At 36.1% G+C, this 12162-nt stretch carries 9 protein-coding genes; 3 read left to right on the top strand and 6 right to left on the bottom strand.

What is annotated here, in order from left to right; genetic code table 11:
• A complete protein-coding gene (locus ASG31_RS08700; protein ID WP_082504515.1) occupies positions 1 to 810 on the top strand; it encodes a DUF2059 domain-containing protein in 810 nt (269 codons plus the stop codon).
• A gap of 194 nt (positions 811 to 1004) precedes the next feature.
• Here the strand turns inward: ASG31_RS08700 and bglX are convergent, their stop codons facing one another.
• The 5 genes from bglX to ASG31_RS08725 form a co-directional block, all read right to left on the bottom strand.
• Entirely contained in the window at positions 1005 to 3332 is a 2328-nt protein-coding gene (gene bglX / locus ASG31_RS08705) for a beta-glucosidase BglX (RefSeq protein ID WP_056030726.1), read from the bottom strand.
• Between the two features lie 164 nt (positions 3333 to 3496).
• Entirely contained in the window at positions 3497 to 4204 is a 708-nt protein-coding gene (locus tag ASG31_RS08710) for a prolyl oligopeptidase family serine peptidase (protein WP_056030729.1), read from the bottom strand.
• A gap of 384 nt (positions 4205 to 4588) precedes the next feature.
• Positions 4589 to 5977, bottom strand: coding sequence for a glucoamylase family protein (locus ASG31_RS08715; protein ID WP_056030732.1), 1389 nt, complete (start codon positions 5975 to 5977; stop codon positions 4589 to 4591).
• An 82-nt stretch (positions 5978 to 6059) separates the two neighbouring features.
• Positions 6060 to 7484: a RagB/SusD family nutrient uptake outer membrane protein gene (locus tag ASG31_RS08720; RefSeq protein ID WP_056030733.1), complete on the bottom strand. Its 1425-nt coding sequence runs from the start codon at positions 7482 to 7484 to the stop codon at positions 6060 to 6062.
• Positions 7485 to 7495: 11 nt separating this feature from the next.
• Positions 7496 to 10315, bottom strand: a complete 2820-nt coding sequence (locus ASG31_RS08725) for a SusC/RagA family TonB-linked outer membrane protein (RefSeq protein ID WP_082504516.1) — start codon at positions 10313 to 10315, stop codon at positions 7496 to 7498.
• 403 nt (positions 10316 to 10718) lie between these two features.
• Between ASG31_RS08725 and ASG31_RS08730 the strand changes: the two genes are divergently transcribed.
• Both ASG31_RS08730 and ASG31_RS08735 read left to right on the top strand, forming a co-directional pair.
• The gene (locus tag ASG31_RS08730; protein WP_056030738.1) at positions 10719 to 11396 is read left to right on the top strand and encodes a DUF4197 family protein; all 678 of its coding nucleotides are present in this window, start codon (positions 10719 to 10721) and stop codon (positions 11394 to 11396) included.
• Positions 11397 to 11419: 23 nt separating this feature from the next.
• Positions 11420 to 11725, top strand: coding sequence for a DUF493 family protein (locus ASG31_RS08735; protein WP_056030741.1), 306 nt, complete (start codon positions 11420 to 11422; stop codon positions 11723 to 11725).
• 86 nt (positions 11726 to 11811) lie between these two features.
• Here ASG31_RS08735 and ASG31_RS08740 read toward each other — a convergent pair whose 3' ends face one another.
• A complete protein-coding gene (locus tag ASG31_RS08740) occupies positions 11812 to 12159 on the bottom strand; it encodes an ArsC/Spx/MgsR family protein (RefSeq protein ID WP_056031410.1) in 348 nt (115 codons plus the stop codon).
• Positions 12160 to 12162: the final 3 nt, after the last annotated feature.

Below are 12162 nucleotides of genomic sequence, written 5' to 3' on the forward strand. Positions count from 1 at the left end.
ATGAAAGCAGTACTATACATAAGTTTATTATTATTTTCAATTAATTTGTTTGGACAAACAAAAGAGCAAAAGACTGAATCTTTGATTAAGGAATTAGGTTATTTTGGCTCAATGAAAAGTGCTCTTTTTGATTATCACCTCAAAAATTTGAAAAATTTTGTTGACAAAAATGATAATAGAATTGAAGTTCTTGAGAATAAGTTAAGTGACAATGAAATCATAAAAAGACTCTCAAATGCTTACTCCAAAATTTTTTCTCAAAAAGAAATTGAGGAATTATACAAATTTTTCAATTCTGAAACAGGAAAAAAATATTCTAAAAGTCAAAATGATGTTGAAAATAAAATAAAAGATAACTTCATTGATATATTTGAGGAGATAAATCAAATTCAAGAAGAAAATCAAGAGAAACAAAATAACCAAGGATCATATTTGACAAAATTTTTCGATACAAAATTTGACAAACCAGACGGATTTTACTTGGTGACAGAGAATAGAATTAACAAAGAAGAAAGGAAATTAGAATTAGAGGAAAAACCATCTTTTACTCCAAATGATATTGAAGAAATCAAATCTAGTTATGATGACTTAGGAAATTTAATTATTGACATTAAATTTAAGGTTACTTCTGCAAAAAAATTAAAAGAAATTACTGCTAAAAATATAAATAAAGGAATGGCAATAATTGTTGATAAAAAAATTATAAAAATGCCTGTAATATCATCTGAAATTCCTGATGGAAAATTACAAATATCAGGAATGTTCACAGTGGAAGAAATTAAAAACATCGTTAATAAATTAAAAAAATAACAACTTCTGATAACATAGGTAACAGTTGCACAACCTTTTAATTTTCCAATTTTTCCGCTTCGCAAAGTCTCCGACTTTGAGGCCATAAAAACCCTTAAAAAAAACTTATCCCAAAGCTCTTAGAAATGGCGTTGTTGTATTCCCAACACCTATAACCCATAAAAAAAACCATTCTTTCGAATGGTTTTTTTCACTTACTTCGTCCAGTTGATTTTTGAGTGTTTCACTTCTTCAGAATTGGTACCAATCATGATATCAAATTCTCCGGCTTCCCAATCATATTTTAAATCTCCGTTGTAGAATTTAAGATTTTCAGGTGTGATGTCAAAAGTTACTTTTTTAGATTCTCCTTTTTTCAGCATCACTTTTTGGAAACCTTTCAACTCCTTTACAGGTCTTGTGATAGTTCCTACTAAATCTCTGATGTATAACTGTACCACTTCTGCTCCATCATAATTTCCGGAATTGGTTACTGTAACCGAAGCCTCAACCGTTTGATTTCCTTTTGGATTTGCATTGGAAACAGTTACATCAGAATAATTAAATTTTGTATAACTCAAACCATATCCAAACGGATATAGCGGCGTATTACACTCATCCATATAATTCGAACGGAAACGCTCAAACTGACATTTTTCAACCAGTTTCTGATCTAAAGGACGGCCTGTATTTTTGGCATTATAATAAATTGGAACCTGTCCAAGACTTCTTGGGAACGTCATCGGAAGTTTACCTGAAGGATTTACTTTTCCGAAAAGAACATCAGAAATCGCATTTCCGGCTTCTGAACCTGCAAACCATGCATTTAAAATAGCATCTGGAGCATCTTTCACATTCGTTAAAGCTAAAGGACGACCCGTGAAAAGTACCATGGCGATTGGTTTTCCGGTTTTTTTCAATTCATTCAACAAATCGACCTGAGACTGCGGAATGGTAATTTCAGTTCTTGATGACGATTCTCCGCTCATTTCTGCAGATTCTCCGATGGCCAAAACGATAACGTCTGCCTGGTTCGCAATATCAACAGCTTCTTTTAATAAAGCTTCTTTTGAACGGTTGTCTCTGTCGGTTTTTTTACCGTGAGCTGCATAAATATCTTCTAATTTAGCATCGTAATCGATGTTCGCTCCTTTTGCAGAAAGGAATTTCACTTCTTTCCCATAATTTGCCTGAAGACCCTGCATTAAATTGATTGCGTTGGCATGTTTTGAAGCTACGCTCCAGGTTCCGGGCATATTCATTGAATTGTTAACCAACGGACCGATTACTGCAACCGTTCCGGATTTTTTCAATGGTAAAACCTGATTTTCGTTTTTCATCAAAACCATCGACTGAGCTGCTGCACTTCTTGCAATGTTGCGGTTTTCCATGTTATAAACCTCTTTTGCCGCAAGTTTTACATCTCCGTGTTTGTAAGGATTGTCGAATAAACCTAAATCGTATTTCGCTTCCAGAATTCTTTTAGCAGCCATATCGATTTCGGCCTGAGTCACTTTTCCTTCCGACAGAGATTTTTTTAATGTAGTTAAAAAGCCTTCTCCAACCATGTCCATATCAACTCCAGCTTTTAAGGCTAAAGCTGAAACTTGCTTAAGGTCTCCCATTCCGTGATCTACCATTTCGTTGATTCCCGTGTAATCTGTAACAACAAAACCTTTGAATTTCCATTGGTTTCTCAACACTTCAGTCTGCAACCATCGGTTTCCTGTTGCAGGAACGCCGTCAACTTCATTAAATGAAGCCATCACCGAAGCTACACCCGCATCTACAGCAGCTTTGTATGGTGGGAAATATTCGTTGAACATTCTCACGTGGCTCATGTCAACCGTGTTGTAATCTCTACCCGCTTCACCGGCTCCGTACAGTGCAAAATGTTTTACACAGGCTAAAATATTAGTTCCATTTGCTAAATCTTTACCCTGATAACCATACACCATGTTTTTAGAAATTTCACTTCCTAAATACGGATCTTCCCCAGAACCTTCAGAAACCCTTCCCCATCTCGGTTCGCGTGAAATATCCACCATTGGAGAAAAGGTCCAGTTGATTCCGTCTGATGCGGCTTCTCTTGCGGCAACTTTTGCAGACTGCTGAACTAAATTCATATCCCACGAAGCTGCCAATCCCAATGGAATCGGGAATGTAGTTTCGTAACCATGGATAACATCCATTCCGAAAATCAAAGGAATTTTCAGGCGGCTGTTTTCTACTGCTACTTTCTGTACGGCTTTGATTTTCTCAGCTCCTTTTATATTGAAAAGTCCTCCGACTAATCCCTGCTCTACTTTTTTTCCGATGTCTGAACTTTTCGCAAGACCTGTGGTAAAATCTCCTGAACTCGGTAAATTCAGCTGCCCTATTTTTTCGTCTAAGGTCATTTTAGCCAATAGTGCATCAACAAAGGCTTTTTTCTTTGACTGATATTGTGCAGTCTGGTAAGACTGAACGGGCTTTGTGACCATTTCCTGTGCTGAAAACATCGGCGCAAGGGCTAATGTTGCAATTACAATTAACTTTTTCATGTATCTATCTTCTTAAATTATATTTTTCTTTTTGTTTTAATTTTAATTTCTCAACGCAATGTTCGCTACGATTTTGATCTAAATCGTCCTGCCTACTTTTCGCAAAGGCATTTCACTTAACAAAGACAAGTTTAAATTACATTAATCAGAAACTTTCTTTTAAATTATTTCTCTTTTCTTTTACTCAACATCCATTCGTACAAAGCAGGATTTGAATAGGTGGAATCCCAAGAGTTGTGATTATCATTCGGGAAAATCGTCAGTTCTGCGGAGGGGTTGATGGGATGAAGTTTTTGGTAAAAATTAAAAGCATTTTCCGGTAGAACTACATCATCCATTCCGCCGTGGAAGATCTTCATATTGAGATTTTTGTACTGATGAATATTCGCATACATTACTCTGTCTGTCGGTGCACAAACGGAAACAACTGCTGCAAACATTTCGGGATGTTCCATCGCTAATTTTAAGGTTCCCCAACCACCCATTGATAGACCGGTTAGGTAAATTCTGGAGTCATCAATTTTATATTTTGCCTGAATTTCCTTGATTAAATGATACACCGTCACGGTATCCCACCAAGTATTTTCCGAACATTGCGGTGCCAAAATAGCAACTGGTTCTTTGATTAAATTTTTATAAGTAAAAGGACTGTGAGCTTTTACTTTTTCCAAATCATTTCCTCTTTCGCCGGAACCATGCAGAAAAACTACCAACGGTACTTTTCCTTTTGTATTTTGGGGATAGTCGAGAATGTACGATATTTTTTCTGTTCGTTTTACTTCTTTATTAAAAGTCGTCTTGACTTCCTGAGCGTTTAAGCTGATAGAAAACGGGAGAAATAATAGAGGTAAATGTTTCAGTTTTAAATTCATAATTCTTTAGGTTTTGGCTAAAGCCGTTTGATTTTTTTTGCGTTCGGTTGCACGTTCGGTTATTTAAATTGAACCCTTTCAGGGTTCTGAATTTGACCTTTTGTTTTTACCATCGGTTTCACCGACGGCTATTCAAATTGAACCCTTCGGGTTTATACTTCAAATTTGTAAACCTGTAAAGGTTTAAAACTTTACCAGGATGCCTGCTATATACTTTTGGCGGTCAGTTATCACTAGCCCTGATGGGAACGGCATCCTTTTTTTGTGGCAGACGGAACAAAGTGGAGACTGCCACAAAAAAAGATACAGTGGACAGCAGGATTAAGCTCCTAAAAGGCAATCGGCTGATGGCTTCTGGCTGTTAGCATTTCGCATAATTGACGTTTATTTGATGTTGTATTTTTCTGATTTGAAGCTTAATTTTTTTAATCCCTGCTGGATTTCGGGGGCATTCATAAATAATTTCCATAAAAATCCGGTACGGTGGTTTTCTATCATTGGGGCAATTGTTCCCTGATCGATGGCTAAATATCGTGGCGTCGTCCAATTGTTATAATGGATTGAAGTGGCATCATAAGGTCCTGCAGAACCTATGAATTCTGGCTTTTGGGTATAAATAAATTTCAGAAAGTTCATAGATTCTTTTGGCGTGTACGGAAAACTGCTTAAGGCCGCGGTTGGCGTAATGACACCGTGTTCGTTTTGTGGAAAATGAGCATCATAACCTACTCCACCGTCGTTATTTCTTGAATATCCTGCCGTGAGACCCCAGTAATTTTCGCCGTAGCCTTTCCATTGTTTTGGGTTTTCTACGCAGTAGTTGTAATCGATTAAAACCTGATTTTTATTTAAATCGAAATAATTTTTAATGAGTTTATCCGAAAGATTCATCGGGTCAAGACCAATGTAGGAATAATGCGCCCAAAAAAGTGGACCGCCATATTCTTCGGCTCCGTTGTGCTTTACGAACATTGGAAGTCCATATTTTTCTTTGTCTGAAAGGTAGGTTCCGTTTCTCGTCCAGCCTTTGTAATAGGTTTCAGCATCGATAGAATAAGTTGGAGATGAAGCCGCTAGAATGTAAGTTATCAAACATTCGTTGTAACCCTGAAGCGGAAAATTCATTTCCCACTGATATTCCGCTGACCAGTGCCAGTACAGGACTTTTTCGCCGCCTTTGGTGTACCAGTTCCACTGAATTCCTTTCCAGAGTTCGTCGCACTTTTTGGCTAAGGCTTTTTCTTTGGTATTTCCGTTTTTGAAATATTCTCGAACCTGAATGATACCTGTCGTCAAGAACGCTGTCTCCACCAAATCTCCGCCGTTGTCTTTCTTTCCGAAAGGGACGGTTTTTCCGGTTTCTCCGTTAATCCAGTGTGACCATGCACCTTTGTGGCGGTCTGCTGTTGCGAGAAAATCCATCATCGTGGTGAGCCTTTTTACTGCCTCTTTTCTGGGAATAAAACCTCTTTCTACACCGACAAGAATGGTTGCCAGACCAAATCCTGAACCACCAGTTGTGATAACATGTTTGTCATTATCAGGATAAATATTGTCTTCATGGTAACGCTCTCTTCCAAGTTTTGAGTTTGGTTCGGCGTAATCCCAGAAGTATTTCAAAGCATCTCTCTGAACTTTATCCATCAGCTGTTCGTCTGAAATATTTCCTGAAACGGTTTTGTTTTGGGAAGTATTTTTAGAGGAATTTGAAGCCGTTGTGCAACTGAAAAGTAAAGCTGAAACTGACAAAATTGATATTATACTTAATTTCATATAAATTTCAATTTAAAAAATTAAAATTGGTTAAAAAAATAACCAAAGTTAAACTTTGGTTATTTTTTATGTTTAATGACTTTTAGTAACCAGGGTTCTGTGATAAAACTCCATTACTTTGATTTATTGAATTCAAAGGAATTGGAAACACTTCATTTTTGTTTGCTTTATAACCATAAGACGCCAGTACAGTTGCCGCCTGACCTGTTCTAACAAGATCTACAAACCTATCTCCTTCCATCGCAAGCTCTACTCTTCTCTCCTGCCAAATTGCAGTTCTTAAAGTACCTTGAGCTGAAGCTGTGGTATTTACTAAACCAGCCCTATTTCTAACCTTATTCAGATTGGTGACTGCCATTGCAGTATTTCCTAATTCGTTAGCAGCTTCGGCATTTATCAGAAGAATTTCTGCAAATCTTAAAATTCTGATATTCTGAATAGAACCATAACCACAGCTTGCGTCATTAACCGAAGTAGGAACATATGCTTTCTGATTCCATGTATTACCAGCCTGAGGATCACCTTTTTTAATAAGGTCACCTTCTGGTGTAATTTCTCCCTCTCTAAGGATAGTAAGTTCTTTACGGATATCTCCTGATTCAAATGCAGATTCCAGAGCTGCTGAAGGCGTGAAAAAGCCCCATCCGTATTGATTTCTTACACCTTGAACCTCTGCGTATTGACTTCCTCCAAATTGGGAAGAACATTGACAGTTAACTTCTATTACAGACTCAGAACCAAATTCACCTGCCGGTCGGAATAAATGATTGAAATTAGGATCTAAAGAATAACCTAAAGCAATTACCTGATTTGAAGTTTCGTAAGCTTTTTGCCAATCCTTTTTATATAAATATACTTTTGACAGTAAACCTAAAGCACCTCCTTTTGTAACTCTACCCACATTAGCAGCGTCATAGCTTTGTGGTAAAACTGCGGCAGCTGCGCTAAGATCAGAAATAATAAAATCGTAAACTTCGCTAATTGAATTTCTCGGAATATTGTAGTTACCATCTGAAGGAAGTCCGTTAAATATAGGGACACCACCATAAATTCTTACCAAATTAAAATAGAAATATGCTCTCAACATTTTTGCCTCTGCGATTAATCTACTTTTAAGTGATTCATCCATATTAATGCCAGGAACATTCGTTATCACTTGATTACAGCGATTTACAAACTGCCATTGACCAATCCAGTAACCTTCGACTCCTCCATCACTTGCAGTATAACTGAAGTTATTATAAACATTTATAAATGATGCATCTCCAGGATTTGAACCTTTCTCTACATCATCCGCTGGAACACCAAAAACGTATTGAGCAGGAAATGCGGAGTTTTCCCAGCTTCTAAGTGATGAATATATTGCATTAGTTGCTTGCATAGCATCGTCCTGTGTGGTAAAGAAAACAGCTGCATCTACTTTCCCAGGTTGTACGGTATCTAAATAGTCATCCTTACAACTAATTGCAGCTACTATTAAAGCTAATGATAAAATTATTTTTTTCATGATTTTCTATATTAAAAAGTGATACTTGTACCCATTGTGTAAATAGCAGACATGGGATATATATTATTATCAATACCCATACTGACTCTGTCTGAACTCGTAATTTCAGGGGAGAAACCATTATATTTGAATGATGTCCAAGGGTTTTGTGCACTTAGATAAATTCTCACCTTAGTAAAATTAGGCCATTTTGCAAAGCCTTTTGGTAAAGTGTATCCAACCTGGATATTTCTAATTCGGAAATAGCTGCCATCTTCTACGTAGAAACTACTTGGTAAAATTATAGATTGGTTGTTTGTAGCCATAGAATAAGAATTGGATGTTCCAGCTCCCTGCCATCTATTGTTATAAAAGTCTAAATCCCAACTTTCATTTCCAAACCTCTGCTCTCTGTTGTAGTTATAAATTTTATTTCCGAATACTCCTTGAAAATCTATTGCAAAATCAATATTGGACACATTCATATTAAATCCAAAACCATAAGTACCTTTAGGAACAGGACTTCCCAGGAATGTTTTATCTCTAGCATCGATAATTCCATTTCCATCCTGGTCTGTAAATTTGAACCATCCAGCTTTTGCACCAGAAGCTCCTTGTGCAGATGCTGCTGCTTCTGCGTCGGTCTGGAACACACCAGCAACTTCATATCCATAATAAGAGCCAACAGACTGTCCGGCTTCAAGCCTTACAATCTGATTTCCAAATAGACTTGCTCCAGCATTTTGATAAGAACCTCCAAAAACAGATGTAATTTCATTTTTTAGAGATGTAAAATTACCATAAAAACCAATTCTTACTTTTTCAGAAAGTTTTTTGTCATAATTCACAGACAATTCTATACCACTGTTATTAAATGAAAAAGCATTTGTAATATAATTGTTGTTATTACTCGCGCCTGAAACAGGGCTTTGTACGATTCCATACACCACATCTTTGGTATCTTTATCGAAATAAGCCGCCTCAAATTTTAATGCATTGTTTAAAAAAGCCATTTCAACACCAAAATCCTTACCTGTAGTAATTTCCCAACCAATAGTTGTATCAATAAACTGACTGATCGTTTGTGCTGGAGAACCAACTGTACCATAGTAAGCACCAGCATTTACTGCGGTAGCAGACAACTGATAAGCCCCATACTGTACATTTGGGTTTCCTGTTCTTCCCCAGCTACCTCTTATTTTTAAAAGGTCAAAAACATTTTGATCACTCATAAAGTTTTCTTTAGAAATAACCCATCCGGCACTTACTGAAGGGAAAATTTCGTTTCTGCTAATATTAAAATTAGAAGATCCATCTCTACGGATTGACGCGTTCAAAAGGTATTTTCCTTTATAGTCGTAATTTAGCCTACCAAAAAAAGATTGAATTCTTGAGATGTACGGTACTACATTATATTCTGCATTATAGACATCGACGCCAAAAATATTTGTTCCGCCGGAAATTTGAAGAGAGCCATTACTACCATCATAATTCACATTACGTGCATTCCAGTACGATTGTGAATAATAGTTTTGAGTTCTTGAAAAGCCAGCCAAAACATCAAGATTATGACTACCAAATTTTTTCTTCCAGTTTAACGTGTTGTCCCAGACATAATCTCTGTTTCTAGAATCTCTCGTAATTAATGTAGAATTTGCAGGTGTTGGTAAATAAGTCTGTAAAGGAGTGTACTCAAACAAACTAGAATTCAAATTATCGTTAGTTAAGCTTGATCTAAAGGTAAAATCTTTCAGAAATTTAACTTCTCCCCAAACATTATTCAGCATTCTCTGTTGTCTGTTTTGAGATCTGAAAAGATCTAACTGTGCCCGAGGATTACTTACAGTAACTAGGCTAAAATACTGGTAATTTCCAGTTGTAGGATTGATTGGTGCATAAACTGGTGGTGCATTATATGCATTTAACAAAGGATTATTTGCAACGTTTGTAAGAATCTTCGAAAATGTGAAATTGTTTCCAATCGTTATATTGTCTGTAATTTTGTAGCTTAAATTCAATTTCGAAGTGAATCTTTTAAAATTACTTCCAGAATTTATACCTTTATTAGCATCCAGGTTTCCCTCGTCCTGAAGATAACCAACACTACCATAATATGAAAGCTTTCCCGCAGATCCTGAGGCAGAAAAATCATTGGAATTAATACTGCTTGGTCTCAAGATTTCCTTAAACCAATTTGTGTCAGCTGGATAATTTGTTCTTGAAATAGATCCCAACCCAGAGCCAGTATCATTGTATAATTTTTCATTGTACAATTCAATATACTGATCAGCATTTACCATTTTAGGAACATTAGTAACGCTCTTAATACCTAAATAAGAATTCACATTAAAAGTTGGTTTTTTACCTTTTCCAGTTTTAGTTTTAATAATCACCGCGCCGTTACCAGCTTGTGCTCCGTAAATAGCTAAACTTGATGGATCTTTTAGAATACTCATCGACTCAATATCCTGAGGATTTAGATAAGAAATATCAGTGGTTATAGAGCCATCCACGATGTAAACTGTATTTCCAGTCATAGATCCGATCCCTCTAATATCAACTCTTGGCGAGCCACCTGGTGTTGCTGAGTTGAAAATCTGGACACCAGCTGCTTTACCCTGTACAGAACTTAATGCATTAGAATTCGGTCTGTCAGCAAGATCTTTTGCCGAAATGACACCAATACTTCCCGTTACATTTTCTTTTTTCTGTGTTCCATATCCCACAATAACCACTTCCTCAATCTTTTGTTCTTTCTGAACTGTATCCTGAGGGGTAGTCTGCCCGCTGACGTTCATACCGAAGTAGAGAACAGCAATGAGGGTAGAATACTTTAAATTACTTTGTTTCATATAGTTTCAATTTTCTTGTTTGTTCCTTTTGTTTTTATCTCAAAATAAGACATTAATCCAAAAATAACAAAAAAATCCAATTCTGTTAATTTTTCTTAAAAAATTTAATTTTTTAACATATCAGTCTACAATTAAGCAAGATTATTGCAATTTCAGTTAACATTCAGTTAATATAACATAAAAAAATTATCAATTAAACATTGTACCTTATCATTATTTTTTCTTTTCGAAGCATTAAAAAGCCCAAAATCAATTGATACAGAGGTGAAAATTTTAGTTTCCGAAAAAATATGAAACCTTAATGCACCAAAAATCTTAAAAATAATTGTTTCAAAGTATTGAAATTTTTAATCTGTCATATTTTGGTGCTATATTTGAAACTTGATTTTAATTAAAATCGGTTATGAAAAAATATATCATTGCAGTTGCGCTTCTTATCGGGACGGGAATTGCAATTACCACTTCAGTACAGTCTTGCACAACCCTTGCAACGTCAGATTTAGGGATTTCCGTAATTAAAAGGATTTTGCTTGGCGGAGTTAATAAAGGCGCCAACATTTATGGCAACAAAGAAGCTTTCATGCAGAACAATCTTATTGATAAAGCGCTTCCAAAAGAATTAAGAGATATTAATAATACTCTCGAAAAAATTGCCCCATCTCTGGTGCAGAAAGAGAAACAGTACATTGCTGAAGCTGCTGCTTTCACTGTCAATATTTCGAAACCTATTCTAGAAAATGCCGTTAATACCCTTAGTGCGCAGGATGTGACGAGAATTCTCCAGGGCGAAAAAGGTACTGCAACCTTAATTTTAAAGGAAAAAACACAGACGCAACTCATCCAGGCGATTGCACCGAGAGTGGAACAGGAACTGAATAAATACGGAATTGTAAAAACCATTAATACAGCACTTTCCGGCAGTAATCTTTTAGGAAGTATTTTAGGTGGAAATAAGACATCCGTAAATTCCGGGGGACTCAGTAATCTGGCTTCCGAGCAATTGGTGAACGGAATGTTTAACATCATCGAAGACTATGAAATTGAAAATTCTAAAAGTCTTTTGGGGCCTTTAGGAAAATAAAAAATAATTAAGCGAATTTAAAAATGGATATAATAGAGGGAAACCAACACGCCAGCCCTGAAGATTTTTACGAATCTTTAAAACAGAAATTAGAAGACAATCACGATTTTCCGGAGGATTATTTGTTTAAATTTATCATTCCCACAGATCAGGCTAAACTTACGGAAATTTATAAAGTTTTTGACGGAATAAAATTCACCCTTGGGAACCGCGAAAGCAAAAACGGAAAATATACAGCCTGCAATATCAATGCTTTTGTTCTTGATGCAGATCAGGTGATCAAGATTTATAAAGAAGTGAGCAAAATTGAAGAAGTAATTTTACTTTAGTCAATTGGTAATGAGTAATGAGTAATGAGTAATAAAGTTACATTTTACTTAAAATGAAAGTCAGCGGGATGCTGACTTTTTTATTGCTATTCTATGAAGAATTTTACATTTTCTACCGGTCTTCCCAGCATAGCAACTTCGCCTTTGATCAGAATTGGTCTTTGAATAAGCGCTGGATTCTGTCTTAAAACTTCGATCCACTCGTCATCAGAAAGCTGTTTTCCTGCATAGTTTTCAAGGTACAGACGGTCGTTTTTTCTGATTAATTCATGAACGCTGTGGTTCAGTTTTTTAAGTAATGTTTTAATTTCCAGGGCAGAAAGCGGATCTTCAATCAAATCTATAATTTCGAAGGGGACGCCATTTTCATCAAGATATTCAAGAACTGCTTTAGATTTTGAACAGTTTCCATTGTGCAGCACTTTAAGTATCATAAT

The organism is Chryseobacterium sp. Leaf404, assembly GCF_001424145.1.
Taxonomy (GTDB): domain Bacteria; phylum Bacteroidota; class Bacteroidia; order Flavobacteriales; family Weeksellaceae; genus Chryseobacterium.

What these genes read in the sequence shown, in the direction of transcription:
- ASG31_RS08735 (WP_056030741.1), top strand. Translation starts at nt 11,420, where the DNA reads ATGGATATAATAGAGGGAAACCAACACGCCAGCCCTGAAGATTTTTAC.
- ASG31_RS08720 (WP_056030733.1), bottom strand. Translation starts at nt 7,484, where the DNA reads ATGAAAAAAATAATTTTATCATTAGCTTTAATAGTAGCTGCAATTAGT.
- ASG31_RS08725 (WP_082504516.1), bottom strand. Translation starts at nt 10,315, where the DNA reads ATGAAACAAAGTAATTTAAAGTATTCTACCCTCATTGCTGTTCTCTAC.
- ASG31_RS08740 (WP_056031410.1), bottom strand. Translation starts at nt 12,159, where the DNA reads ATGATACTTAAAGTGCTGCACAATGGAAACTGTTCAAAATCTAAAGCA.
- bglX (WP_056030726.1), bottom strand. Translation starts at nt 3,332, where the DNA reads ATGAAAAAGTTAATTGTAATTGCAACATTAGCCCTTGCGCCGATGTTT.
- ASG31_RS08730 (WP_056030738.1), top strand. Translation starts at nt 10,719, where the DNA reads ATGAAAAAATATATCATTGCAGTTGCGCTTCTTATCGGGACGGGAATT.
- ASG31_RS08700 (WP_082504515.1), top strand. Translation starts at nt 1, where the DNA reads ATGAAAGCAGTACTATACATAAGTTTATTATTATTTTCAATTAATTTG.
- ASG31_RS08715 (WP_056030732.1), bottom strand. Translation starts at nt 5,977, where the DNA reads ATGAAATTAAGTATAATATCAATTTTGTCAGTTTCAGCTTTACTTTTC.
- ASG31_RS08710 (WP_056030729.1), bottom strand. Translation starts at nt 4,204, where the DNA reads ATGAATTTAAAACTGAAACATTTACCTCTATTATTTCTCCCGTTTTCT.